The organism is Kitasatospora sp. NPDC088134 (assembly GCF_044741705.1).
In the GTDB taxonomy this organism is placed as follows: Bacteria; Actinomycetota; Actinomycetes; order Streptomycetales; family Streptomycetaceae; genus Kitasatospora.
This window is the reverse complement of record NZ_JBIUTD010000007.1, coordinates 40,782-63,722: the sequence shown is the minus strand read 5'-3', so window position 1 is coordinate 63,722 and position 22,941 is coordinate 40,782. Positions and strand designations below refer to the sequence as shown.

Annotated in this window: 25 protein-coding genes; 19 read left to right on the top strand and 6 right to left on the bottom strand. The window is 73.7% G+C overall.

Features of this window, described 5'->3' with window-relative positions; genetic code table 11:
- Nucleotides 1-64 precede the first annotated feature (64 nt).
- The gene (locus ACIOHG_RS13775; RefSeq protein WP_400949411.1) at nucleotides 65-523 is read left to right on the top strand and encodes a GAF domain-containing protein; all 459 of its coding nucleotides are present in this window, start codon (nucleotides 65-67) and stop codon (nucleotides 521-523) included.
- Nucleotides 524-565: 42 nt separating this feature from the next.
- Nucleotides 566-1,405, top strand: a complete 840-nt coding sequence (locus ACIOHG_RS13770; RefSeq protein WP_400949408.1) for a PP2C family protein-serine/threonine phosphatase — start codon at nucleotides 566-568, stop codon at nucleotides 1,403-1,405.
- A 68-nt stretch (nucleotides 1,406-1,473) separates the two neighbouring features.
- Here ACIOHG_RS13770 and ACIOHG_RS13765 read toward each other — a convergent pair whose 3' ends face one another.
- Together ACIOHG_RS13765 and ACIOHG_RS13760 are read right to left on the bottom strand one after the other, a co-directional pair.
- Nucleotides 1,474-2,199, bottom strand: a complete 726-nt coding sequence (locus tag ACIOHG_RS13765; protein ID WP_400949406.1) for an ABC transporter ATP-binding protein — start codon at nucleotides 2,197-2,199, stop codon at nucleotides 1,474-1,476.
- Between the two features lie 29 nt (nucleotides 2,200-2,228).
- The gene (locus tag ACIOHG_RS13760) at nucleotides 2,229-3,281 is read right to left on the bottom strand and encodes an FtsX-like permease family protein (RefSeq protein WP_400949404.1); all 1,053 of its coding nucleotides are present in this window, start codon (nucleotides 3,279-3,281) and stop codon (nucleotides 2,229-2,231) included.
- Between the two features lie 176 nt (nucleotides 3,282-3,457).
- On the opposite strand from ACIOHG_RS13760, the gene ACIOHG_RS13755 reads away from it, so the two are divergent.
- From ACIOHG_RS13755 to ACIOHG_RS13730, 6 genes are all read left to right on the top strand, one after another.
- Nucleotides 3,458-4,927, top strand: coding sequence for a sensor histidine kinase (locus ACIOHG_RS13755; protein WP_400949403.1), 1,470 nt, complete (start codon nucleotides 3,458-3,460; stop codon nucleotides 4,925-4,927).
- Entirely contained in the window at nucleotides 4,924-5,568 is a 645-nt protein-coding gene (locus ACIOHG_RS13750) for a response regulator (RefSeq protein WP_400949401.1), read from the top strand. The genes ACIOHG_RS13755 and ACIOHG_RS13750 overlap by 4 nt, the downstream gene beginning before the upstream one ends.
- Before the next feature lie 118 nt (nucleotides 5,569-5,686).
- Nucleotides 5,687-6,022 carry a hypothetical protein gene (locus tag ACIOHG_RS13745; protein WP_400949398.1) on the top strand — a complete coding sequence of 112 codons (336 nt, stop codon included), beginning with the start codon at nucleotides 5,687-5,689 and terminating at the stop codon, nucleotides 6,020-6,022.
- Nucleotides 6,023-6,025: 3 nt separating this feature from the next.
- On the top strand, nucleotides 6,026-6,460 hold the full coding sequence (locus ACIOHG_RS13740; RefSeq protein WP_400949396.1) for a hypothetical protein: 435 nt from the start codon (nucleotides 6,026-6,028) through the stop codon (nucleotides 6,458-6,460).
- Nucleotides 6,461-6,546: 86 nt separating this feature from the next.
- Nucleotides 6,547-7,572 carry a hypothetical protein gene (locus tag ACIOHG_RS13735; RefSeq protein WP_400949394.1) on the top strand — a complete coding sequence of 342 codons (1,026 nt, stop codon included), beginning with the start codon at nucleotides 6,547-6,549 and terminating at the stop codon, nucleotides 7,570-7,572.
- A gap of 233 nt (nucleotides 7,573-7,805) precedes the next feature.
- Nucleotides 7,806-8,804, top strand: coding sequence for a hypothetical protein (locus ACIOHG_RS13730; protein WP_400949392.1), 999 nt, complete (start codon nucleotides 7,806-7,808; stop codon nucleotides 8,802-8,804).
- Nucleotides 8,805-8,832: 28 nt separating this feature from the next.
- On the opposite strand, the gene ACIOHG_RS13725 is transcribed toward ACIOHG_RS13730, so the two are convergent.
- Nucleotides 8,833-9,558, bottom strand: a complete 726-nt coding sequence (locus ACIOHG_RS13725) for an alpha/beta hydrolase (RefSeq protein WP_400949390.1) — start codon at nucleotides 9,556-9,558, stop codon at nucleotides 8,833-8,835.
- A 493-nt stretch (nucleotides 9,559-10,051) separates the two neighbouring features.
- Here ACIOHG_RS13725 and ACIOHG_RS13720 point away from each other — a divergent pair, with 493 nt between their 5' ends.
- From ACIOHG_RS13720 to ACIOHG_RS13700, 5 genes are all read left to right on the top strand, one after another.
- The gene (locus ACIOHG_RS13720; RefSeq protein WP_400949388.1) at nucleotides 10,052-11,128 is read left to right on the top strand and encodes a helix-turn-helix domain-containing protein; all 1,077 of its coding nucleotides are present in this window, start codon (nucleotides 10,052-10,054) and stop codon (nucleotides 11,126-11,128) included.
- Nucleotides 11,125-11,331: a DUF397 domain-containing protein gene (locus ACIOHG_RS13715; protein ID WP_400949386.1), complete on the top strand. Its 207-nt coding sequence runs from the start codon at nucleotides 11,125-11,127 to the stop codon at nucleotides 11,329-11,331. Before ACIOHG_RS13720 ends, ACIOHG_RS13715 begins: the two co-directional genes overlap by 4 nt.
- A 119-nt stretch (nucleotides 11,332-11,450) precedes the next feature.
- On the top strand, nucleotides 11,451-11,912 hold the full coding sequence (locus tag ACIOHG_RS13710) for a hypothetical protein (protein WP_400949383.1): 462 nt from the start codon (nucleotides 11,451-11,453) through the stop codon (nucleotides 11,910-11,912).
- A 62-nt stretch (nucleotides 11,913-11,974) separates the two neighbouring features.
- Entirely contained in the window at nucleotides 11,975-12,169 is a 195-nt protein-coding gene (locus ACIOHG_RS13705; RefSeq protein ID WP_400949381.1) for a hypothetical protein, read from the top strand.
- An 81-nt stretch (nucleotides 12,170-12,250) separates the two neighbouring features.
- Complete coding sequence (locus tag ACIOHG_RS13700; protein ID WP_400949378.1) at nucleotides 12,251-12,982, top strand: TetR/AcrR family transcriptional regulator; 732 nt, start codon at nucleotides 12,251-12,253, stop codon at nucleotides 12,980-12,982.
- On the opposite strand, the gene ACIOHG_RS13695 is transcribed toward ACIOHG_RS13700, so the two are convergent.
- Both ACIOHG_RS13695 and ACIOHG_RS13690 read right to left on the bottom strand, forming a co-directional pair.
- The gene (locus ACIOHG_RS13695; RefSeq protein WP_400949376.1) at nucleotides 12,958-13,431 is read right to left on the bottom strand and encodes a carboxymuconolactone decarboxylase family protein; all 474 of its coding nucleotides are present in this window, start codon (nucleotides 13,429-13,431) and stop codon (nucleotides 12,958-12,960) included. The two genes, ACIOHG_RS13700 and ACIOHG_RS13695, sit on opposite strands and share 25 nt — an antisense overlap.
- A 100-nt stretch (nucleotides 13,432-13,531) precedes the next feature.
- Nucleotides 13,532-14,041 carry a hypothetical protein gene (locus tag ACIOHG_RS13690; protein WP_400949374.1) on the bottom strand — a complete coding sequence of 170 codons (510 nt, stop codon included), beginning with the start codon at nucleotides 14,039-14,041 and terminating at the stop codon, nucleotides 13,532-13,534.
- A 120-nt stretch (nucleotides 14,042-14,161) separates the two neighbouring features.
- On the opposite strand from ACIOHG_RS13690, the gene ACIOHG_RS13685 reads away from it, so the two are divergent.
- On the top strand, nucleotides 14,162-15,187 hold the full coding sequence (locus tag ACIOHG_RS13685; RefSeq protein WP_400949372.1) for an NAD(P)H-dependent flavin oxidoreductase: 1,026 nt from the start codon (nucleotides 14,162-14,164) through the stop codon (nucleotides 15,185-15,187).
- Nucleotides 15,188-15,325: 138 nt separating this feature from the next.
- Here the strand turns inward: ACIOHG_RS13685 and ACIOHG_RS13680 are convergent, their stop codons facing one another.
- Nucleotides 15,326-16,771: an aminopeptidase P family protein gene (locus ACIOHG_RS13680; protein ID WP_400949370.1), complete on the bottom strand. Its 1,446-nt coding sequence runs from the start codon at nucleotides 16,769-16,771 to the stop codon at nucleotides 15,326-15,328.
- A 332-nt stretch (nucleotides 16,772-17,103) separates the two neighbouring features.
- On the opposite strand from ACIOHG_RS13680, the gene ACIOHG_RS13675 reads away from it, so the two are divergent.
- The 5 genes from ACIOHG_RS13675 to ACIOHG_RS13655 are packed head-to-tail and all read left to right on the top strand — an operon-like array spanning nucleotide 17,104 to nucleotide 22,808.
- Nucleotides 17,104-18,843, top strand: a complete 1,740-nt coding sequence (locus ACIOHG_RS13675) for an ABC transporter substrate-binding protein (RefSeq protein WP_400949368.1) — start codon at nucleotides 17,104-17,106, stop codon at nucleotides 18,841-18,843.
- Between the two features lie 14 nt (nucleotides 18,844-18,857).
- Nucleotides 18,858-19,829 (top strand): ABC transporter permease, encoded by a 972-nt coding sequence (locus ACIOHG_RS13670; RefSeq protein ID WP_400949366.1) that lies wholly within the window; start codon nucleotides 18,858-18,860, stop codon nucleotides 19,827-19,829.
- On the top strand, nucleotides 19,826-20,815 hold the full coding sequence (locus ACIOHG_RS13665; protein WP_400949363.1) for an ABC transporter permease: 990 nt from the start codon (nucleotides 19,826-19,828) through the stop codon (nucleotides 20,813-20,815). Before ACIOHG_RS13670 ends, ACIOHG_RS13665 begins: the two co-directional genes overlap by 4 nt.
- Nucleotides 20,812-21,795 carry an ABC transporter ATP-binding protein gene (locus ACIOHG_RS13660; RefSeq protein ID WP_400949360.1) on the top strand — a complete coding sequence of 328 codons (984 nt, stop codon included), beginning with the start codon at nucleotides 20,812-20,814 and terminating at the stop codon, nucleotides 21,793-21,795. Before ACIOHG_RS13665 ends, ACIOHG_RS13660 begins: the two co-directional genes overlap by 4 nt.
- Nucleotides 21,792-22,808 (top strand): ABC transporter ATP-binding protein, encoded by a 1,017-nt coding sequence (locus ACIOHG_RS13655; RefSeq protein ID WP_400949357.1) that lies wholly within the window; start codon nucleotides 21,792-21,794, stop codon nucleotides 22,806-22,808. Before ACIOHG_RS13660 ends, ACIOHG_RS13655 begins: the two co-directional genes overlap by 4 nt.
- Nucleotides 22,809-22,941: the final 133 nt, after the last annotated feature.

Below are 22,941 nucleotides of genomic sequence, written 5' to 3'. Positions count from 1 at the left end.
GAGGGGACGGGAAGGCGCGGTCCGCTCGGCGGGCGACAGGCAGCAGGGAATGCGAGGACCGGCAGTGGCGGAGTACCAGGACGGGCTGAGGGCGGACGGCCTGCCGGCGGCACTGTCCGACCCGGACCGGCTGCGGGCGGTGGCGGCGACGGGCCTGTTGGACACCGGCCCCGAGCAGGTCTTCGACGACCTCGCCGCGCTGGCGGCCCGGATCACCGGTGCGGACCGGGCGTTCGTGACCCTCGTCGACGACGCGCGCTCGTTCTGGAAGTCCTGCGTCGGCGTGGACCTGGTCGACCTCGCCGACCGGCAGGGCCCGTTGGACGGCAGCTACTGCCCCTTCGTGGTCGGCGCGGGCGGCGAGCCCTTCGTCGTGGCGGACGCCGCCGCCGATCCGCGCACCGCCCACCACCCCGCCACCGCCCCGATGGCGATCGGCGCGTGGGCCGGGCAGCCGCTCCTCGACCCGGACGGGCGGGTGCTGGGCACGCTGTGCGTGATCGACACCGCCCCGCGCGCCTAGTCGGACGCGGACATCGCCACCCTGGCGACCCTGGCCCGCTCGGTGTCCGCCGAGATCCACCTCCGCCAGGCCCTCAGCACGGCCAGGGCCGCGCACCGCCGCTCGGCCGACCTCGCCCACGCCCTCCAGGCCGGGCTGCTGCCGAACGAGCTGCGTACCGTCCCCGGGCTGGAGGCCGCCGCCTCCTACCTGCCCGCCTCCCGCCCGGACCGCGCCGACATCGAGGTCGGCGGCGACTTCTACGACCTGTTCCGCACCCACGGGGACAACTGGGCCGCGGTGATGGGCGACGTGTGCGGCAAGGGCGTGCGGGCCGCCCAGCTCAGCGCGATGGCCCGCTACACCATCCGCGCCGACGCCACCGACCCCCGCAGCCCCGGCGGCCTGCTCAAGCGCCTGCACGACGCCATGACCGCCCAGCACGCCGACCGCTACCTCACCTGCGTCTACGCCGCCTTCCACCTCACCCCCCACGGCGCCGCCGGCACCCTCGCGCTGGGCGGCCACCCGCCCGCCCTGATCCGCCGCGCCGACGGCAGCGTCGAGCAGCTCGGTGAGCCGGGCACCGTGCTGGGCGTCCTGCCCGAGCCCGACGTCCGGCTCACCGACGTCCCCTTCGCCCTCGCACCCGGCGACCTCCTGCTCCTCTACACCGACGGCGCGATCGAGGCCCGCCCCCGGCCCGGCACCGACCCGCAGCAGGCCGGGGCGGTCTTCGGCGCGGCCGACCTCGTCCGGGCCCTGGTCGACACCCACGGCCTCGGTGCCGCCGCCACCGTCAAGCAGTTGGCCGCCGTCCTGGACGCCTGGCACGGCGGCTGGTCCAGCGACGACACCGCCCTGCTCGTCCTGCGCACCGACCCGGGCGGCCCGGCCCGCTGAACGGCCCGGGCCGCCCAGTGCGCTCCCGGCGGCCCGGCGGCCCGGCCCGGTGACGTCCCCGAACGGGCTCAGGCCGGGCGCAGGCGGCCGTCGTGCATCTCCAGGACGCGGTCGACCCGGCCGAGCAGGTCGCGGTCGTGGGTGACCATCACCGTCGCCGTGCCGTGGGTGCGGGTGACGGCCGCCAGCAGGTCGACGATCTGCGCGCCGCGCTCGTGGTCGAGGGCCGAGGTCGGCTCGTCCACCAGCAGCACCGAGGGGCTGCCGAACAGCGCCCGGGCGATGTTCACCCGCTGCCGCTCGCCGCCCGAGAGCTGGTGCGGGCGGCGGTGCTGCTTGGCCCCCGCCAGGCCCACCGAGGCCAGCAGCTCCTCGGCCCGGGCCCGGGCCGCCGCCGGGCGGCGCCCGCGCACCGACTCCAGCACCAGCAGTTGCTCCACCGCCGTCAGCGAGGCCAGCAGGTTCGACTGCTGGAACACGATGCCCAGGCGGTCGCGGCGCAGCGCGGTGCGCTCCCGCTCGCCCAGCGCGCCCGCGTCGGCGCCGTCGATCAGCACCTCGCCGCGGTCCGGGCGCTGGAGCGTCGCCGCGACCGCCAGCAGGCTCGACTTGCCGGACCCGGACGGCCCCGCGATCGCGGCGAACTCGCCCGGTGCGACCGTGAGTTCGACCTCGTCCAGGGCGGTCAGCCGGCTCTCGCCGTCCCGGTAGGTCAGGGTGACGCCGCGCAGCGCGAGGCCGGTGCGGACGGCGGTGGTGGCGGGGTCGGGGGTGGTGGCGGTCTCGGTGTTCATGGGGGAGCTCCCGGGAGAGGGGTGGGCGGTCATCGGTTGGCGCCGAGCGCGGCCAGCGGGTCGACGGCGGTGATCCGGCGCACCGCGAGGGCCGCGCCGAGCAGGCCGAGCAGCACCATCGCGCCGACCGGCACCGCCACCGTCCCCACCCCCACGTCGAACGGCACCGCCGCCGAGGCGAACGCCCCGCCGGTCGCGCCCAGTGCCCCGCCCAGCAGCGCGCCCGCCAGCAGCACGGCCGCGGCCTGGGCGAGCGCGTCGCGCACCAGGTAGCCGCTGGACGCGCCCACCGCCTTCAGCACCGCGATGTCCGGGCGGCGCTGCACCGTCCAGACCGTGAAGAACGCGCCGACCACCAGCGCGCTGACCGCGAACAGGAAGCCCTGGATCAGCTGCAGGCTGCCCTGCTCGGCCGCGTACCCGTTGATGCCCGCCAGCGCGTCCGCCCGGGACACCGCCTTCAGGCCGGCCGGCAGGCCGTGCGGGGTGCCGCGCACCGCGAGCGCGGTGGGCTGCGGCTGGCCGGAGACCTGCTGCCAGGTCGCCGGGGTGGTCCACACCGTCGGGGCGTGCGAGAACGAGCGCGCCGCGACCACCCCACTGACCGTCAACTTCTGTGCGCCGAGCGTCAGTTGCGTGCCGGGGGCGAGGTGGTAGGTGTCCGCGGTGTCCTTGCCGACGGCCAGTTCGCCGTCCTGCGGGGCCCGCCCCGCCGACAGCGGCGGCAGCAGCGCCGGGTCGGTGCCCAGCACGCTCACCGAGGCCGCGCCGCCGTCCGCCGTCAGCCGGCTCATCGCCACGCCCAGCGGGTGCACCGCGTCCGGACCGGACGCCGCCACCGCCTGCCGCTGCGCCGCCGACACCGTGCTCGACGCGAACGACACCTCCGGGTCGGCGCCCGCCGGGGCGCCGAACACCACGTCGTCCACCGGCAGTTCGGCCACCGTCGAGGACGCCGCCGAGGCCAGGCCGCCGGTCAGGCCGTACAGGAACACCACCAGGGTCGTGATCAGGGTGACCACCGCACCCATCAGGGCGAACCTCCCCCGGGCGAAACGGATGTCACGGAGTGCGACGAACACGGGAAACCTTCCGAGCGGAAAACGATGGACGGGACCAGCCTGCTCGGCGCGGCCCCCGCTGCCATCGGGGAGAGGAACGGAGTGCGCACCGTCCGAGGGGTGCAGCCGAAAATCCATCGAACGGTTGATGCCGCGCCGCGCCGGGCGGCCCCCGGCGCCCCGTACCCTCGGAAGGCGTGCCCCGTACCGAACCTCCTGTTCCCGCCCCCGTGCCCGTTCCCCCTGGTGAGCCGCACGCCTCCCCGGCCGGCCCCACGCCGGCGCTGCGGCTGGCCAACCTCGCCGTGCACGGCCTGTTCTTCACGCTGCTCGCCGTGCTGCTGGTCCGCGCCGCCGCCGACGGCGGGCTCGGCCCCGGCGGCTGGGCCACCGCCGCCGCACTCGCCGCCGGGTACGCCGCCGGCGGGATACTGCGGCCGGTCCGCGAGTCCCGGGCGCTCGGCGCGCTCTGGCTGCTGGTGGTCGCCGTGCTGTGGATCGGACTGACGCTCCAGCACCCCGAGTTCAGCTACCTCGCCTTCCCGCTGTACTTCGTCTGCCTGCACGCCCTGCCGCCGCGCCTCGGCCTGCCCGCCGTCGCCGCCCTCACCGCCGCCGTGATCGCCGCCCAGACCACCACCCCCGGCGGCCTCACCACCGCCAAGGTCCTCGGCCCGCTGGCCGGCGCCGCCGTCGCCCTGCTCACCGCGTACGGCTACGCCGCCCTCTACCGGGAGAGCCGGGCCCGCCAGCAGCTCATCGACGACCTGGTCCGCACCCGCGACGAACTCGCCGCCAGCCAGCGCGAGGCCGGCCGCCTCGCCGAACGCCAGCGCCTCGCCCGGGAGATCCACGACACCCTGGCGCAGGGGCTGGCGGGGATCGTGCTGCTCGCGCGCGAGGCCGCTGCCGCGGCGGGCCCGGTGGGTGCCGATGCTGTGGGTGCTGTGGGCTCGGCGGGTGCGGGTGCGGGTGCGGGTGCGGGTGCGGGTGCGGGTGCTGTGGGAGCCGTGGGCGCGGTGGGCGCTGACGGAGCGTCGGAGGGCGGTGCGGTACCCGGGGGCGACGGGGCGTCGGCCGTCCGGGCGCTGCTCGGGGAGATCGAGCGGACCGCCTCCGCGAACCTCGCCGAGGCCCGGCGGTTCGTCCACGCGCTCACCCCGCCCGCGCTGGACGACGCCACCCTCGCCGACGCGCTGCGCCGCCTCGCCACCGGCGCGGACGCCGCCTTCCACCTCGACGGCGAGCCCTACCCGCTGCCCGTCGAGGCCGAGGTCGCGCTGCTGCGCCTGACCCAGGAGGCGCTGGCCAACGCCGTCCGGCACGCCGCCGCCCCGCACGTCGCCGTCACCCTCGGATACCTGGACGACACCGTGACCCTCGACGTCTACGACGACGGCGTCGGCTTCGACCCCGCCGCCGCGCCCGCGCCCGGCTCGTTCGGCCTGCACGGCATGCACGAGCGGATCGCCGCGCTCGGCGGCACCCTCACCGTGGAGTCCGCCCCGGGCGAGGGCACCGCCGTCGCCGCGACCCTGCCGGTGCGGGCGATCGACGCCCCGGCCGTCCCGCCCGTTCTTCCTACGGAGGTGCCTCCGGAGCCCGAACGTCCGGGCGGCGCACGGCGGTTCGGGCTCCGGCCCGCCCTCGCGGGGGTGCGCCGGTGATCCGGGTGCTGGTGGTGGACGACCACCCGGTGGTGCGGCGCGGCCTGCGCGCGATGGTCGAGGACCTGCCCGGGGTGACGTCCGTCGGCGAGGCCGCAGACGGCGCCGCCGCGCTCGACCTGCTGGCCGGGCTCCCGGCCGGGCAGCGGCCGGACGTGGTCCTGATGGACCTCCAGATGGGCGCCGGCATGCACGGCGTGGAGGCCACCCGCCGCCTCACCGCGCTGCCCGACCCGCCCGCCGTGCTGATCCTCACCACCTACTCCACGGACGCCGACATCCTCGCCGCGGTCGAGGCCGGCGCGACCGGCTACCTGCTCAAGGACGCCCCGCCGGAGGAGCTGGCGGCCGCCATCCACGCCACCGCGCGCGGCGAGACCGTCCTCGCCCCGCCCGTCGCCGCCCGCCTGCTCGGCCGGGTCCGGGCCGGCCGGCCCTCGCTCTCCCCGCGCGAGACGGAGATCCTCCAACTCCTCGCCGAGGGACTGCCGAACCGCCGGATCTCCAAGCGCCTGTTCATCAGCGAAGCCACCGTCAAGACCCACCTCGTCCACGTCTACGACAAGCTCGGCGTCGACTCCCGCACCGCCGCCATCGCCGCCGGCCTCACCGCCGGTTTGATCCGGCCGCCCGAGCGCTGAGCGTTCGTCTGCTGACAGACAGCCAATTCCTTGACCTGGTTTTGGTACGGTGCTTGCCGAGTCGCCACGGGGGAGAAGCATGCGGCGACTCACCGTGAACACACATGGGGGGGAATCCATGGCCACCACCGCACCCGACCTGCCGCCGGGCACGCTCCGCGTCGCACCGGACGACCTGCGCGCCTGGTCCGCGTCCGTGCTCGACATCGCCCGCTCCTTCCAGGCGGTCGGCGCCGGCGTCGAGGACGAGACCACCGACGCGTACGTGGCACTCGCGGACTGGCTCACCGGCCCGGCGCTGCGGGAGCGCTCGATCCGCTGGGACGACCAGGAGAGCACGCTCGGCAACCTGCTCGTCGACGTCGCCGAACGGCTGCGCCGCACTGCCGACAGCTACACCGCCGCCGACGCCACCGCCCGGCGGGGCTTCGCCACCCCGAACGGCGGGTGGTGACGCGTGCCCGCCTTCGAAGCCGTCGCCGAGGCCCGGCTGGAACGGGTGACCGCCGCCGCCGACGCCTGGAGCGCGCTGCGCAACCGCTACCTCGGGCTGCACGACCAGTTGACCCAGCAGGTGGCGGACCGGATGGCGGCCTTCGGGGCGGCCCTCGGCAACAACCCGAAGGCGGTGACGGCCTTCCTCGACTCGGGCCCCGACGGCACCAACGGCCACCTGGAGTACCTGCTCAAGGACCGGAAGTGGCCCGCCGACAACGGCCACGCCTTCCCCGGGGGTGTCGACCTCGGCGCCGGACCGCTCGGCCCCGCCCTCGAGGCGGCCGCCACCGGCGACCCGGACGACTCGTCCGTCGACGTGATGCAGCGTCATGCGGCCAACACCCAGAACTCCTCCCAGGTCGTGGTCGGCGACGCGCTCAGGGGCCGGCCATGACGGGGGACCGGTTCGGAACGCCGGGCGGGCCCGTGCCGCCGGTGCCGTCGTTCCCGCCCGGACCTCCGGCGGGGAGGGTGCGGAGGGTGCGGCGGTGGTGGGTGTGGTGCGGCGTGCTGCTGCTGGTGGTGGTCGGGGCGTCGGCGGGGTGGTGGTTCGGGGGCGGGTACGAGCGGTGGCAGGACGGGCGGTCGCTGCGCGGGTTGTGCGGCGGGGCCGTCGACACCGGGGAGGTGCCGGACGTCCTCGGCGGTTCCGGCCGGCTGAAGGGCACTGACCGGGGCGGCTCGGAGAACTGGCTGGCCCGCTGCACGGTGGGGACGTCGGACCGCTCCGGTCTGCTGTCGGTCGACATCGGCTGGGGCGAGTCCGCGGCGGGCGAATCGCTGAGCGGCCTCTCCTGGACCGAGCCGGCCCGGACGAGGGGCCAGTGGGTGGCCCCGCTGGGAGCGGGCTGGACGGGAGTGGTCACGACCGGCCGCACACCCCCGGCGGTCGTCCTGGCGCTGCCGTGCACCGGTCCCAGCGCCGGAAAGCACCTGGTCGTCTCCACCCGGGTCCTGCTCGACGTTCCGGAGAAGGACGCCGCCGACCCGCAGGAGTCGCCGGAGACCCGGGCCGGGCTGGGCCGGATCACGGTGCGGACGGCGGAGCGGGCCTCGGCCCGCTGGAACTGCGGGGCCGTGTTCGGCGCCCGGATCGAACGCGTCCCGGGCGCGGAGAGCCGGACCCGCGCGGACGCGGGCACGGAGGGCGGCAGCTGTGCCGGAGTGCCCGGCCCGGTCGGCGAGGGACCGGCGGACGCGAAAGCGCCGATCGAGAACTGCACGGCCCTGCGGGCGGACGACACCAGGCAGGTGAGCTTCGAACTGACCGCCTTCCAACCGCCGTTCGCCCAGGGAATGCGGACCTTCCTCGGCCCCGCGGCCGCCCGCCCCGGCCCGGGAACCTCCGGTGAGCTCCGCTGGGCGACCGCCTCCTGCCCGACGGGCGAAGCCCTCTACCTGCTCAGAACCCGCGCCCAGGACCGGACCCCGGCCGCGGACGCCCTCGCCGGGTTCGCCCGCCGCTCCGCCGAGCGCCACGGCTGCGAGGCACCCCGGCTGCCCTGACGGGGCGTCGGTGCGAGGGGCCGGGGCGGATGTGTTCCGGCATGCCGTGCACCGGGCCGCCGCGCGGGAGAAGCGCGTGCGGCGACCCGGTGTCGAACACCTGGGGGATCCATGGACGAAGTTGTGCCGGGCATGACGCGGCCCGGTGGTACGGCTGCTGCCGGGAGCCGGTCGTGACCCCGCCGCCGCCGAGGGCTTCCGGAGGGGCCCGGCGGTGGTGGGTGTGGTGCGGCGTGCTGCTGCTGGTGGTGGTCGGGGCGTCGGCGGGGTGGTGGTTCGGGGGCGGGTACGAGCGGTGGCAGGACGGGCGGTCGCTGCGCGGGTTGTGCGGCGGGGCCCTCGACACCGGGGAGGTGCGGGAACTGCTCGACGGGGCAGGCCGGTTGCGGGGGCACGAGGAAGCGCCGAACGGGGCACTCGTCGACTGCTGGGTGTCGGCGCCCGACCGGTTCGGGATCCTGTCGGTCCGGATCGGCTGGGAGGTGCCGATGACGCGGGACGTGCTCGACGGGTACCGGCGCAGCCGGCCGTCCAGGGCTGCGGGCACCCCGCTGGTGCCGCTCGGGGCGGGCTGGGCCGGGGTGGTGTCCGCGCTGGACGACGGGACGGCGCGGCTCGCGCTGTCCCTGCCCTGCACGGGCAAGGAGTCCGCACGGCAGCTGGTCGTCGAACTGAACGCCGACCCCACCAGGTCGCGCACCGGCCCCGCGGACGATTTCGCCTCCGCCGACCAGCGGGCCAGGCTCGGACGGATCGCCACCCGGATCGCGCGGCGCGCCGACACGCTCTGGGGCTGCGCCGCTCCGCTCGGGGGCGCGGTCACGGAGGTCCCGGGCCGCACGGCCGTGGCCACCGCCGACCGGGGCCGGGCGGACGGGACCTGCGCCGGGGTCGACGGCCCGGTCCGTGAGGGGCCCGCCGACCCGACCGTGCCGATCGAGGACTGTGCCGTCCTGCGGCCCGGTCGGCCCGACACCGAAGTCCTCCGACTGTCCGCCTACTACCCGCCGTTCGCGGCCGAGGCCCGCTACCGGGAGGGTCTGGCCCCGACGAAGACCGAACCGGGAGTCCGGGGCGACGCGGCGTGGGCGACGGCGAAGTGCCCCACCGGCCAGGCGTTCTTCCTCGCGGTTCGGCTGGAACGGATGGACACCCCGGCTGCGGACGCCCTCGCCGGGTTCGCCCGCCGCTCCGCCGAGCGCCACGGCTGCGAGGCACCCCGGCTGCCCTGACGGGGTGTCGGGGCGAGGTGCGTGCTGGTCAGCGGCCTGCGGGGGCGGCGCGGACGGTGTGGACGGTGCGGACGAGGCGGGCCCGGTCCTCGGGGTGCTCGGCCAGCCAGGAGCCGAGCCGGTGGGTGGAGCCGGGGAAGGTGAGGCGGGCGAAGTCGGCGCGCTGCCGCAGGGCGTCCTCGATCCGGGAAGTGACGCCGGGCGGGATCACCTCGTCCCGCTCCGGCACGACCAGTACGGCGCGCCCGGGGAAACCGGCGAGCAGGCCGTAGGCGTTGCTGTGCTGCCAGCTGTCCGGGCGGCGCAGGACCTCGGTGAACCCGTGGTCGAAGGGCAGCTTCCACGCCTCGGGCGCGTACGCGGCGGGCGCGGCGAGCACGACCGCCGAGACCTGCCCGCCGAGGGCGCCGACCAGGTCGGCGACGGTCTGGCCGCTCATCGAGAACCCGACCAGGACGACCGGCCCGGTGCCCGCGAACTCCCGGACGACGTGGCGGGCCTGGACGAACCGGCGCTCCAGGCTGAGCGCCCCGAGGGTGCCGGTGCTGTCGCCGTGGCCGGAGAAGTCGAAGGCCAGAGCGCGGTGTCCGGCCCGGGCGAAGTCCCCGACCAGCGGCAGGTTCCGGGCCCGACCGCTGCTGCCGGCGCCGTGCAGGACGACCACCGCCTCGGGCCGCCCGGGCGCGTCGGGCCCGGCCTCGGTGGCTTGCAGGACCTCGCCGTCGACGGTGAACGTGCGCTCGTGCTGTCGCATGTGATGCTCCCTCGGGAAGGGGCCCGCAACCGGTGCCTCGGGCGAGGCATGCCCCGGAGTCGATGGTGCCGCAGCGGGGGCCTCCGGAGGTCGACCGTCACGCACCGGCGCGCCAGTCGGCGGGGCCGGTCCGGCGGCAGCGCCTCGCAAGCGTCCCGGGCCTGGGCGGTCGTGCAGTCCACGAATCGCCGGGCCGGGCTTCTCGACGTCCGGGCGCAGCGCCGTGGTCATTCTGCGCCACCTCCCTTGTTCGGGTGGGAAACTCCGGCTTCGGCCGCGCGGCCGCCGTGGACGGGGCACCGGCACGCGGGCCACGTCAAGGTGGACAGGTTGTGGTAGGCGTCGTCGATCGGATCGTCGGACGTTGCGATCGACCGGAAGACCCGGCTGCCATCCGCCGGGTCGACCCGGTACGTCCTGATCACGAGCTTCGGGTTGCTGCGGCCGGCGTCTGGCATGGGAACCTCGCTGATGTGGTGACGAGCGCTGGGGTGTGGACATCAGCATCGACGTGGTCGGCAGTGGGCTCCAGGGGGTCGGTCTTTACACCGCACCTGTAAAGCAGAGGACCCCGCCAGGGCTCGCAGAGGAGTTCAAGCTCACCGGGCCCTGGCGGGGTCCTCGGTTACTGTATCGCCCGGTGGCTTGCGGCGGTGAGTGCTTCGACTTCTGGCACTTCGACGTAGTCGACTGCTCACTTGCCGCTACGATCCCCCACGTGGGTGTTCACAACGGAGCGGTAAAGGTCGGTGTGTCGGGCGAAGTCGACGGCGGGTCGAGTGCTGAATCGCTCGCGCTCTACTGGGGTCGGTTGCTCAAGCAGTTCCGCGAGCAGGCGGACTTGTCGGCGGCCGAACTCGGTCGATTGATCAACTACAGCCCGGCCGCGATGAGCCACTTCGAGAACGCCCACCGGATCATGCCGATGGAGACGGCACGGGCCTGTGACGACCTCCTGAAGACGGGTGGCCAGTTGGCGGGCCTCCTCCCGTACGTCCTGTCAGTCGATCTGCCACCGGAGTTCAAGGACTACGTGAGGCACGAGCGCCGGGCGACTCAGATCCTTGCGTTCGAACCACAGGTGGTGTCCGGGCTGTTCCAGACCGAGGCGTACGCCGAGGCGGTGCTCCGTGCGGCGAGGTTGGACAACCTTCAACAGGCACTGGCGAATCGAATGAATCGGCAGGAGATCTTGCGAGGAGACGACCCGCCGTACCTCTGGGTCATCATGGAGGAGCACATCCTCGACAAGCTGGTCGGCGGCCGCGAAGTGATGCGTGCTCAGATCGAGCGGCTGCTGGAAGAGGCAGAGAACCCACGGGTCGTCATACAGTTCATCCCCAAAACAGTTGGGGCTCACGCGGGCTTGGACGGACCTCTCACCATCCTATCCTTCGCCGAAGGTCCGGACATTGTTTATTGCGACGGTCACGCTTCCGGGCGACTGATCCTTCCGGCGAGAGCGGTTGCGGCATGTTCACGTGCCTATGATCTCCTCAGGTCGACGGCGGTCTCGCCAGATCAGTCGATCGCCATGTTGAAGGCCAAGTTGGAGGAGCTAACACCATGAGCAAGACCACGGACGAGCTGACCTGGCGCAAGAGCAGCTACAGCGGTGGCTCCGGCGCGTGCGTCGAAATCGCTGTGCCGAGCACCGCCGTGATCGCGGTCCGGGACTCGAAGGACCCGCACGGCCCGCAGCTGCGATTTTCCGCCGAGGCGTGGGCGGCGTTCGCGACTGCCACCGCGGCCGGTGAGTTCGGTCAGGTCTGAACTACCTCCATCCAAGCCTGAGTTCGAAGCCCCTGCCGCCTCTCGGTGGTAGGGGCTTCGGCGTGTCGGAGGCCGATCGGTGTCGTGGTGCTCGGGGGTGGGGCGGGAGGATGGTGGGTGTGGACGAGATGACGAGGGTGGCTCTGCGGTATGTCGCGGAGCAGATACCGGTGGCGGAACTGCCGATGGTGGCAGCCGAGTTGCTGGTGTTCGGGCATGATTCGCCGGCGCTGCGGGACTTGGCCGGGCGGGGGCGGGGGGAGTCGGCGGCGGAGTTGGAGGAGTTGCTGCGGGAGGTGTTCGTCGAAGCGGGGACGGAGCTTCCCGGGGCGGAACGGGCCGAGCGGTGGCTGTTGGGGGATCTGGCCGCCCGGTTGCGGGCCGGGCTGGTCACTCCGGGGGAGGTGGAGGCGGAGGTCTGGGGCGGGATGGCGGCGGAGAGCGCCGATGCCGCCGAGGCGCGGTTCCGGCGGGCGGCCCGGGCGGCCTGCTGTGCCGACTGCCGGGCCGGGCTCGCCCCGGCGGAGCGGCGGGCCTGGGAGGACGAACTGTACGCCGCGGCAGTGGAGTTGACGGGATGAGGGGAGGCGCGGGGGCGGGTTCGGCTGAGGGGCTGTCAGTTGACCGTGCCACTCTGCGGTCCATGAGCGACGAGAACGTGATCACGCTGCGGGCGGACTGGGGTACGACCAGGTTGGGGAGCCAGCCGATTCCCGTGCACTGCGGGCGCCTTGCCTACGACCTCGACCTGGGGGAGTGGGAGTGCGCCTGGTGCGACGACCGGGTACACGTGCGGAACGTACCCGACTGGCCGCGTCGCGGGGCCGCTCCCCGGTAGGGCTGCCGACGGGTTCGTGGCAGGCCCCCGACGGGCGGAAGGCCGTCCGCCGGCCCCCGCGGGTGTGGCAGGATGCCGCGCATGGCCGCCCCGCAACCCCAGTCCCGTGCACGGGTCGGACGCCCCCGCGCGCAGGGTCGGTCCGCCAGTTCGCTGACGCCCCGGGAACAGGTGCTGGCCGCGGCGGCGGAGCTGTTCACCGAGAACGGGTACGCCGCCACCACCACCCGGGCGGTGGCCGAGAAGGCCGGGCTGCGGCAGGCGTCGATGTACCACTACTTCGCGCGCAAGGAGGACATCCTCGCCACCCTGCTGGAGTCCACCGTCGAGCCCTCGCTGCGGCTCGCCACCTCGCTGCTGGCCCGCCCCGCGCTCGACCCCGCCGCCCGCCTGTGGGCGCTGGCCGCCGCCGACGCCGCCCTGCTGCACAGCGGCCTGTACAACCTCGGCGCGCTCTACCAGCTCCCCGAGGTGCGCGGCGAACGCTTCGCCGACTTCCGCCGCTCGCGGGCCGAACTCAAGTCCGCCTACGGCGAGTTGCTGCACCTGATCGACCCCGCCGACCCCGGCCGGGAACTGCGCTGCGACCTGCTGCTCGGCCTGGTCGAGGGCGGCGTCGCCGTGGTCCGCGACCAGGACGCCCACCCCGCCGCCGAGGTCGGACCGGCCGTCGCCGACGCGGCGCTGCGCCTGGCCGGCTGCGACCGGGCGGCCCGGGCGGCGGCCGCTGCCGCCGCCCGCGACCTGCTGCCCCGACAGGCCCCGGAGCGGGGCCGGGCGGGTGGGGATCAGGCGAACTGCCCCGGGACGTAGTCGCCCGCGGGCTGCTGGACGATCACGTTGATCCGGTTGTAGGCGTTGATCAGGGCGATCAGGCTGACCAGCGCGGCCAGCTGCTCCGTGTCGTAGTGCCGGGCGGCCTCCGCCCACGCCGCGTCGTCCACGCCGCCCGCGGCGTCCGCGATCCGGGTGCCCTGCTCGGTCACCTCCAGCGCGGCGCGCTCCGCCGGGGTGAAGACCTTGGCCTCCCGCCAGGCCGCGACCAGGTTCAGCCGGACCTGGGTCTCGCCCGCGTGCGCCGCGTCCTTGGTGTGCATGTCGGTGCAGAACCCGCACCCGTTGATCTGGCTGGCCCGGATCTTCACCAGCTCCTGGGTGGCGGCGGGCAGCGCCGACAGGCCCAGCGCGTGGCCGGCCGAGTTGATGTACTTCAGGAACTTCGCACCGAGCGGGTTGGCGAAGTAGTCGAGACGAGCGTCCACGGTGGTTCTCCCGATGTCTGCGCCGCAGCGCGGTGAGTGCTTCCACCAGGAGTGACCCCGCCGCCCGCCCGAGTGTGACAGCTCGCTGATGTGACGCCAGTCACGTCGCCCGGTCGTCCAGGTTCCACCGCTCGGGGAGGTCCGCCTCGCAGAACACGCACACGAAGAACCCCTCCCGCACCACCTGCGCCGCTCCGCACCCCCGACACCGCCGGAACACCACCGCCTGCGTGAACCCGCCCGGATGTTCGACCCCCACCGCCGCCAGCGCCCCGGCGACGGCCGGCCAGCACGCGGTGTCCGGGCAGTACCCCGTCGACAGGTTCGACACCTCCACCACCCGCATCCGCCCGCCACCCGCCGGGCCGAACGTCACCTCGCCCGCCGCCAGCACCGCCCCGCCGCCCGCGCACGCGACGTGCTCGCTGCGCCGGTCCGCCAGCCGCAAGGTTTCGTCCGCACCCACCGTGTACGTGAACGGCCCTACCGGGGAAGGCTGTTCGGCCAGCCAGGCGGCGAGCGCGGCCGGGTCCGGCAGTCCGGTGCCGGGCGGTGCGTGGCGGGCTGCCGCCGCGATGTCCGGCGGTCCCACGTACGGATAGGTCCGCAACCTCGTCCCCTCTCTCTTCGGTGCGGCCATTGTCGCAGTGGGTTCCCCGGGGGTTCCCGGGGCGGGGCGGTGGGCGGACGTAGGGTGGGGGCGGGGTCGCCGGCTGGAGAGGGAGCGGGTATGGGCATCGACTTCGACTGGGCGGTGCCGGTGGTCGCGGCGCCGATGGCCGGTGGGGCGAGCACTCCCGAACTGGTCGCCGCCGTCAACGGGGCAGGGGGTCTCGGGTTCCTGGCGGCCGGTTACCGCAGTGCCGCGGAGATGAGTCAACAGGCCCAGTGGGCAAGGGAGTTGACGGGCCGTCCGGTCGGCGTGAACCTGTTCGTGCCCGGGCCGCCCGCCGAGGCGGCGGCGGTCGCCGCGTACCGTGAACTGCTGCTGCCCGAGGCCCGGAAGTGGGGCGTCGAACTGCCCGCCGTGATCCCGCCCGACCGGGACGACTGGGACGCCAAACTGGAGGCGCTGCTGCGCCGCCCCGTGGAGTGGGTCTCGTACACCTTCGGTCTGCCCGAGCCCGCGGAGGTCGCGGCCGTCCGCGCCGCCGGAATGCGTCAACTCGGCACCGTCACCAGCCCCGAGGAGGCGCGGGCCGCGAGCGCGCTCGGCCTCGACGCCCTCACCGTCCAGGGCCCCGAGGCCGGCGGGCACCGGGCCACCCACCGTGCCGAGGACCGGCCCGACACCCGGCCGCTGCTCCAACTCCTCACGGCGGTACGGGAGGTGACGGACCTGCCGGTGATCGCCGCCGGCGGGCTCGGGGACGGGGCGTCGATCGCGGCCGCGCTGCGGGCCGGGGCGGTGGGGGTCCAACTCGGCACCGCGTACCTCCGGACGGAGGAATCCGGGGCGTCCGCCGCCTACCGCCGGGCCCTCACCGCACTCGACACCACCACCGTCACCCGCGCCTTCACCGGCCGCCCGGCCCGCGCCCTCCGCAACGCCTTCACCGAAGCCCACGCCGACCAGGCCCCACCGGCCTACCCCGAGATCCACCACCTCACCCAGCCGCTCCGCGCAGCCGCGACCCGCCGGGAGGACCTGACGGCGATGCACCTGTGGGCGGGCACCGCGCACCGCTCGGCCCGCGAGGGCGGGGCGGCGGACGTGACAAGGGGGCTGTGGGAGGACGCGCTGCGCGCGGGCTGAGAGGGTCACGCGGCGGGCGTGGCAGGTGGGGTGGGAGGACGCGCTGCGCGTGGGCTCGCCGCGTAGCGTCGTGGGGGGTGAGGGGAGGGGCGCCCCTGCGGAGGGGAGTCCGTGGGGGGCGCCCCCCGGGGGGTGGGGTCAGGGGAGGAGGGTGGCCATCCAGGATTCGATGGCGGCGGGGTCGCGGGGGAGGGCGTTGGACATGAGGCGGGCTCCGTCGGAGGTGATGACGAGGTCGTCCTCGATCCGGATGCCGATGCCGCGGAGTTCGGCGGGGAGGGTGAGGTCGTCGGGCTGGAGGTAGAGGCCGGGTTCGACGGTGAGGACCATGCCCTCCTCGAGGACGCCGTCCAGGTAGGTCTCGGCGCGCGCCTTCGCGCAGTCGTGCACGTCGAGGCCGAGCATGTGGCCGCTGCCGCAGAGGGTGTAGCGGCGGTAGAGGCCGGAGTCGTCCTGGAGGGCCTCCTCGGCGGAGACCGGGAGCAGGCCCCATTCGGCCAGGCCCTCGGCGATGACGCGCATGCCGGCCCGGTGGAAGTCGCGGAAGGAGGCGCCGGGGCGGAGGGTGGCGATGCCCGCGGACTGGGCGGCGAGGACGAGTTCGTAGACGTCGCGCTGGGCGGGGGTGAAGGTGCCGGAGAGCGGGAGGGTGCGGGTGATGTCGGCGGTGTAGAGGGTGTCGGTCTCCACGCCGGCGTCGAGCAGCAGCAGTTCGGAGGGGTTCAGCGGGCCGTCGTTGCGGATCCAGTGCAGGACGCAGGCGTGCGCGCCGGAGGCGACGATGGTCTCGTAGCCGGTGCCGTTGCCCTCGGCGCGGGCCCGGGCGTCGAACGCGCCCTCCAGCCAGCGTTCGCCGCGGTGGTGGCGCAGCGCGGCGGGCAGCGCGCGGACGACGTCCTCGAAGCCGCGGGTGGTGTGGTCGACGGAGAGCTGGAGCTGTTCGATCTCCCAGGCGTCCTTGACCAGGCGCAGTTCGGAGAGCGCGGCGGCGAACTGCCCGTCGAGGACGGCGGACGCGGCGGCGGGCCGGCCGGCCAGTGCGTCGAGGACGGGGTCGACGCCGGAGACGATCCGGGTCGGGACGGAGCCGGTGAACAGCTTCGGCAGGTCGTCGAGGTGGGCCGTGCGCAGACCGGTGAGCTGGGCGGCCTCGGCGAGGTCGGCGCGCCGGCCGACCCAGAACTCGCCGTAGCGGCGGTCGCGGTAGAACTCGGCGGAGCCGCCGGACCGGTCGGAGCGGGGGCGCAGGTAGAGGACGGGCTCGCCGTCGGGCTCGATCACCAGGACGTGGCCGACCTGCTCCTCGCCGGTGAGGCCGGTGAGGTGGGCGTAGCCGCTGTAGGGGCGGAAGCGGTAGTCGCAGTCGTTGCTGCGGACCTTCAACTGCCCGGCGGGGACCAGCAGCCGCTCGCCGGGGAAGGCGGCGGCGAGCCTGGCCCGGCGGGCCGGGAAGAAGGCGTAGCCAGGGACGCGTTCGTCGGCGGGCAGCGGGGTGGCGGCCCACTGCCCGGCCATGAAGGCCTCCAGGGCGGGGGTGACGGGGAGGTCGTGGCTTCCGGTGTTCAGCGTGGGCTGGTCGGCCATCGTCGGGGGCTCCTCTGACCTGGTCTGTTCGGTGGTCTGTTCGGTGGTCTGTTCGGTGGTCCGGCGGGCGGCCGGGCCGCTGGCGCCGGGCGGACGGGCGGTCCGTCCCGGGGTGGCTGCGCGGGCACCTCAGGAGGGCTGCGCGGGCAACTCGGTTGACGGGAAAGGCACTTGGCTGCCGGAGAGCGGCAATGACACGGCTCGGTAACAGTCCGGCCGCCTCGTTGCGCAGTGCAATTTCACATTACTATGTTACGGGTCACACCTCAGAGCGGGCCAGACCCCGGCGGAACGGATTCCCCGTTGAGCGGCCCCCACTTCCGGAGTTGCACATGAACAGGCGTACCCACGCCGCCCTCGCGGCGGCCATCGCGACTTCCCTCTCCCTCGGTCTCGGGGCCTGCAGCAGCACCAGCGACAACAGCGGCGACACCGGCGGCGAGAAGGGTGTGACCACCCAGGGCAACGGCATCATCGGCGGCACGCCGGTCAAGGGCGGCACCCTCACCATCCTGTCCAACCAGGACTTCGACCAGCTCGACCCGGCCCGCAACTGGACCATGCCGGTGATGGACGTCGGCGTCCGGATGCTCTACCGCACGCTCACCACCTTCAAGGCCGCCCCGGGCGCCGAGGGCCTGAAGATCGAGCCCGACCTGGCCACCGACCTCGGCACCCCGAGCGACGGCGCCAAGACCTGGACCTTCCACCTGAAGGACGGCCTCAAGTACGAGGACGGCACCCCGATCGTCGCCGACGACATCAAGTACAACGTCGAGCGCTCGTTCTCCGCCGAACTGGCCGGCGGCCCCGACTACGCGGTGCGCTACCTGGCCGGCGCCGACACCTACAAGGGCCCGCTGGGCGGCGAGCGCCTCGGCAAGGACTCCATCGAGGTCCCCGACGCCAAGACCATCGTCTTCCACCTCAAGCGCCCGGTCGCCGAGTTCGGCTACACCGTCACCCTCCCCACCTTCGCCCCCGTGCCGAAGGCCAAGGAGACCGGCGCCAACTACTCCAACCACCCGGTCTCCTCCGGCCCGTACAAGATCGAGAGCTACGACCGGGGCAAGCGCATGGTGCTGGTCCGCAACACCAACTGGGACCCGGCCTCCGACACCGTCCGCAAGGCCTACCCGGACAAGATCGTCGTCGACCAGACCCTGAAGAGCGGCGGCATCGGCGACCGCCTGATCGCCGACCAGGGCGAGGACAAGAACGCGATCTCCTACGTCGACCTGCTGCCCGCGAAGATCTCCGAGGTGCTCACCAACCCGGACGTCAAGGCCCGCCTGATCAGCGAGAACGCCGGCTGCACCACCATGCTCGACATGAACAACACCAAGGCGCCCTTCGACAACCCGAAGGTCCGCCGGGCACTGCAGTTCGCGGTCGACAAGGAGTCCTTCGCCGCCTCGATGGGCGGCCCCGCGTTCAACGACGTCGCCACCACCTACCTGCCGCCGGTGCTCACCTCCGGCGCCCCCGTCGACCACTACATGATCAAGCCGGCCGGCGACCCGGAGAAGGCGAAGCAGCTGCTCACCGAGGCGGGCTTCCCGAACGGCTTCGACACCGAGATGGTCACCTCCACCGGCGGCAAGCAGCAGGCCGAGGCGCTCCAGGCCGCCCTTAAGCGGGTCAACATCAACGTCACCATCACCACCGTCGACCCGACCGCCGTCAACTCCATCGTCGGCGACAAGGACAAGCAGCCCGGCCTCGCCCAGCTCGGCTGGTGTCCCGACTACCCGTCGGCCGCCACCTTCCTGCCGATGATCTACGACGGCCGCCTGATCCGCGACAAGGGCAACAACGGCAACATGACCCGCTTCAACGACGCGGAGACCAACGCCGAACTCGACCGGATCGCCGGCCTGTCCGACCTGCAGAAGGCCAACACCGCCTGGCTGGAGCTCGACGCGAAGATCATGGAGAAGTCGCCCGCCGTCCCGCTGGTGTGGGCCAAGAAGCCGCTGCTGGTCGGCTCCAACGTGGCCGGCGCCTTCGCCCACCCGGTCTGGGCTGGCCAGATCGACTACGCGGTCATCGGCCTCAAGTCCGTGAAGTGAGGCGGTAGTTCACCATGACCACCCCGCTCGCCCCGGCCCCGGCCGGGGGAGCGGGGGCCCCGGAGGCCCCCGAGAAGGCCCCCGCCGCCCCCGCCTCCCCCTGGGCCCTCGCCCTCCGCACCGTCCGACGCCGGCGCACCGCGCAGCTCGGCCTCGGCATCATCGTCTTCTTCGTCCTGGCCGCCGTCCTCGCCCCCGTGCTCACCGCGATCAGCGGTACCGAACCGGACACCCTCGACAAGAAGTCCATCGACCCCTACCTCGGCGGCCTGCCCCGCGGCGACTTCGGCGGCATCGGCCCCAAGCACTGGCTCGGCGTCGAACCCCTGCTCGGCCGCGACATCTTCGCCCGCCTGCTCTACGGCGCCCAGATCAGCCTGTTCGTGGCCTTCAGCGCCGCCCTGCTGATCACCCTGATCGGCACCGTCCTCGGCATCACCGCCGGCTACTTCGGCGGCCGCGTCGACGCCGTGATCAGCCGCTTCATGGACGTCATGATGTCCTTCCCCAGCCTGATCTTCATGATCGCGCTGCTCTCGGTCGCCCGGGACGTCAACCGGGTCGCCCTGCTCATCGGCGTGATGTCGGTCTTCTCCTGGCCCTACATCGCCCGCGTCGTCCGCGGCCAGACCCTCTCGCTCAAGCACCGCGAGTACGTCGAGGCCGCCCGCGCCAGCGGAACCACCGACCGGCGCATCCTGTTCGGCGAGATCCTGCCCAACCTCACCGGCACCGTCATCGTCTACGTCACCCTCGCCATCCCCGGCCTGATCGGCACCGAGGCGGCCCTGACCTACCTCGGCGTCGGCATCCGCCCGCCGACCCCGTCCTGGGGTCAGATGATCTCCGACGCGGTGCTCTACTACAAGGTCGACCCGATGTTCTTCATCCTGCCCAGCGCCTGCCTGTTCCTGGTGGTCCTGGCCTTCACCCTGGTCGGCGACGCGCTGCGCGACGCGCTCGACCCGAAGGGCAGCCGGACGTGATCGGATTCCTGCTCCGCCGGCTCGCCGCGATGGCCGCCACCCTGTTGGTCATCTGCGCGCTCACCTTCACCGTCTTCTACCTGCTGCCCAGCGACCCCGCCGCCCAGTTCTGCGGCAAGGACTGCTCCGCCGACCGGATCGAACTCGTCCGGCAGCAACTCGGCCTCGCCGACCCCCTGATCGTCCAGTTCTGGCACTACCTGGTCGGCATCTTCGCCGGCCAGACCATGGGCACCGGCCAGTACGCCGTGCACTGCGGCTTCCCCTGCTTCGGCTACTCCTTCCAATCCGCCCAGCCCGTCTGGGACCTGATGATGGACCGGCTGCCCACCAGCGTCGCCATGGCCCTCGGCGCCGCCGTGCTCTGGCTCGTCCTCGGCGTCGGCACCGGCGTCGTCTCCGCCCTGCGCCGCGGCAGCTGGCTCGACCGCACCCTGATGGTCGGCACCATCGGCATCGCCGCCCTGCCGGTCTACTTCACCGCGATGATCCTGCTCTACCTGTGCGTCGTCGGACTCGGACTCCCGATGAACCCCGGCTACGTCGCCTTCACCGAGAACCCCGGCGAATGGCTCAGCCACCTGATTCTCCCCTGGATCACCCTCGCCCTGCTGTACGCCGCCATCTACGCCCGGATGACCCGCAACTCCGTCATCGAGACGCTGGCCGAACCGTACGTCCGCACCGCCCGCGCCAAGGGACTGCCCGAACGCCGCGTCGTCGGCAAGCACGGCCTGCGCCCCGCCCTCACCCCCGTCGCCACCATGCTCGGCATGGACCTCGGCGGACTGCTGGCCGGCGCCCTCATCACCGAGTCCATGTTCAGCCTCCCCGGCGTCGGCAAGCTCTTCGCCGACTCGCTCAACAAGTCCGACCAACCGGTGATCATGGGCGTGACCCTGCTCGCCTCCTTCTTCATCGTCAGCTCCAACCTGGTCGTGGACCTCGTCTACGCCTGGATCGACCCCCGGGCGAGGCTCGCATGACCGAACCCCTGCTGGCCGTCGAGGACCTCCAGGTCCGCTTCCGCACGGCCGAAGGCACCGTCCACGCCGTCAAGGGCGTCGACTTCACCGTCGAACGCGGCCGCACCCTCGGCATCGTCGGCGAATCCGGCTCCGGGAAGTCCGTCACCTCCCTCGCCGTCATGGGCCTGCACCGCGGCGCCACCGTCACCGGCTCCGCCCGGCTCGACGGCACCGAACTCATCGGCGCCGGCGACGAGCAACTGCGCCGGCTCCGCGGCCGGAAGATGGCGATGGTCTTCCAGGACGCCCTCACCGCCCTGCACCCCTACTTCACCGTCGGCGACCAGATCGCCGAGGCCTACCGGCAGCACTTCGGCGGCACCCGCAAGCAGGCCCTGGCCCGCGCCGTCGACGTCCTCGGCGACGTCGGCATCCCCGAACCCGCCCGCCGCGCCCAGGAGTACCCGCACCAGTTCTCCGGCGGCATGCGCCAACGCGCCATGATCGCCCTCGCACTGTCCTGCGAACCCGACCTGATCATCGCCGACGAACCCACCACCGCCCTCGACGTCACCGTCCAGGCCCAGGTGCTCGAACTCCTCGTCCGCCTCCAGCAGGAACGCGGACTCGGCATCGTCCTGATCACCCACGACCTCGGCGTCATCGCCCGGGTCGCCGACGAAGTCCTCGTCATGTACGGCGGCTCCGCCGTCGAACAGGCCACCGCCGACACCCTGTTCGCCCACCCCCGGCACCCCTACACCCGCGGCCTGCTCGACTCGCTGCCCCGCCTCGACGCCGGGGACGACACCGAACTGCGCTCCATCCCCGGCAGCCCGCCCTCCCTGCTCGCCCCGCCCGCCGGCTGCGCCTTCCACCCCCGCTGCGCCGTCCACGCCGCCAAGCAGGACGCCCGCTGCACCGGCGAACGGCCCCCGCTGCGCATCGTCGACCTCGGCCACCGCAGCGCCTGCGTCCTCGATGAGGTGACCGCATGACCACCGAGACCGCCGTCACCACCGGACCCGCCGACGGCCGCACCCCCGACGCCCTGCTCAGCGTCCAGGACCTCGGCATGACCTTCCCCGGCGCCCGCGGCACCCTGCGCCGCCTCCCCGGCGTCCGCGCCGTCGACGGCGTCACCTTCGACGTCCGCCCCGGCGAGACCCTCGGCCTGGTCGGCGAATCCGGCTGCGGCAAGTCGACCACCGGACGGATGCTCGTCCGTCTGCTCGACCCCACCGCCGGCACCGTCCGCTTCCGCGGCCAGGACATCACCCGCACCCCGCAGGGCCGGCTCCGGCCACTGCGCGGCAAGTTCCAGATGATCTTCCAGGACCCGTTCGCCTCGCTGAACCCCCGGCAGACCGTCCAGCAGATCATCGGCGCCCCGCTGCGCGCCCAGGGCGCGAGCACCGAGAAGATCCGGGCCGAGGTCCGCGACCTGGTCCGGCTGGTCGGCCTCGCCCCCGAACACCTGGAGCGCTACCCCCACCAGTTCTCCGGCGGCCAGGCCCAGCGGATCGGCATCGCCCGCGCCCTCGCCACCCGCCCCGAACTGGTCGTCGCCGACGAACCCGTCTCCGCGCTCGACGTCTCCATCCAGGCCCAGATCGTCGGCCTGATGGAACGCCTCCAGCGCGAACTCGGCGTCGCCTACGTGTTCATCGCGCACGACCTCGCCGTGGTCAAGCACATCAGCCACCGGGTCGCCGTCATGTACCTCGGCCAGATCGTCGAGATCGGCGACAAGCAGCAGGTCTACGACCGCCCCGCGCACCCCTACACCAAGGCGCTGCTCTCCGCCGTCCCGCTGCCCGACCCGGCCGCCGAACGCGCCCGCGAACGCATCGTCCTGCTCGGCGACCCGCCCAGCCCCGCCAACCCGCCGAGCGGCTGCACCTTCCACCCCCGCTGCCCCAAGGCCCAGGCACTCTGCCGGACCGAGGCGCCGCTGCTCACCCCCCACACCCCCACCCGCCAGGTCGCCTGCCACTTCCCCGAGGCGTAGCGGACCCGGCAGGGGTGCGGTCGACCACCCGAACGGCCTTGCCCGAAAAGCAATCTGACGAAGCGTCAACAAGCTTTCCGGGCCGCCGGGTTGCCCGCGCCCCTGCAACCCCCCACCCCGTCCCGACCATGGA

Coding starts and splice junctions, on each gene's coding strand:
- ACIOHG_RS13670 (WP_400949366.1), top strand. CDS start 18,858: ATGACCACCCCGCTCGCCCCGGCCCCGGCCGGGGGAGCGGGGGCCCCG.
- ACIOHG_RS13705 (WP_400949381.1), top strand. CDS start 11,975: ATGAGCGACGAGAACGTGATCACGCTGCGGGCGGACTGGGGTACGACC.
- ACIOHG_RS13700 (WP_400949378.1), top strand. CDS start 12,251: ATGGCCGCCCCGCAACCCCAGTCCCGTGCACGGGTCGGACGCCCCCGC.
- ACIOHG_RS13685 (WP_400949372.1), top strand. CDS start 14,162: ATGGGCATCGACTTCGACTGGGCGGTGCCGGTGGTCGCGGCGCCGATG.
- ACIOHG_RS13660 (WP_400949360.1), top strand. CDS start 20,812: ATGACCGAACCCCTGCTGGCCGTCGAGGACCTCCAGGTCCGCTTCCGC.
- ACIOHG_RS13765 (WP_400949406.1), bottom strand. CDS start 2,199: ATGAACACCGAGACCGCCACCACCCCCGACCCCGCCACCACCGCCGTC.
- ACIOHG_RS13725 (WP_400949390.1), bottom strand. CDS start 9,558: ATGCGACAGCACGAGCGCACGTTCACCGTCGACGGCGAGGTCCTGCAA.
- ACIOHG_RS13675 (WP_400949368.1), top strand. CDS start 17,104: ATGAACAGGCGTACCCACGCCGCCCTCGCGGCGGCCATCGCGACTTCC.
- ACIOHG_RS13655 (WP_400949357.1), top strand. CDS start 21,792: ATGACCACCGAGACCGCCGTCACCACCGGACCCGCCGACGGCCGCACC.
- ACIOHG_RS13680 (WP_400949370.1), bottom strand. CDS start 16,771: ATGGCCGACCAGCCCACGCTGAACACCGGAAGCCACGACCTCCCCGTC.
- ACIOHG_RS13715 (WP_400949386.1), top strand. CDS start 11,125: ATGAGCAAGACCACGGACGAGCTGACCTGGCGCAAGAGCAGCTACAGC.
- ACIOHG_RS13745 (WP_400949398.1), top strand. CDS start 5,687: ATGGCCACCACCGCACCCGACCTGCCGCCGGGCACGCTCCGCGTCGCA.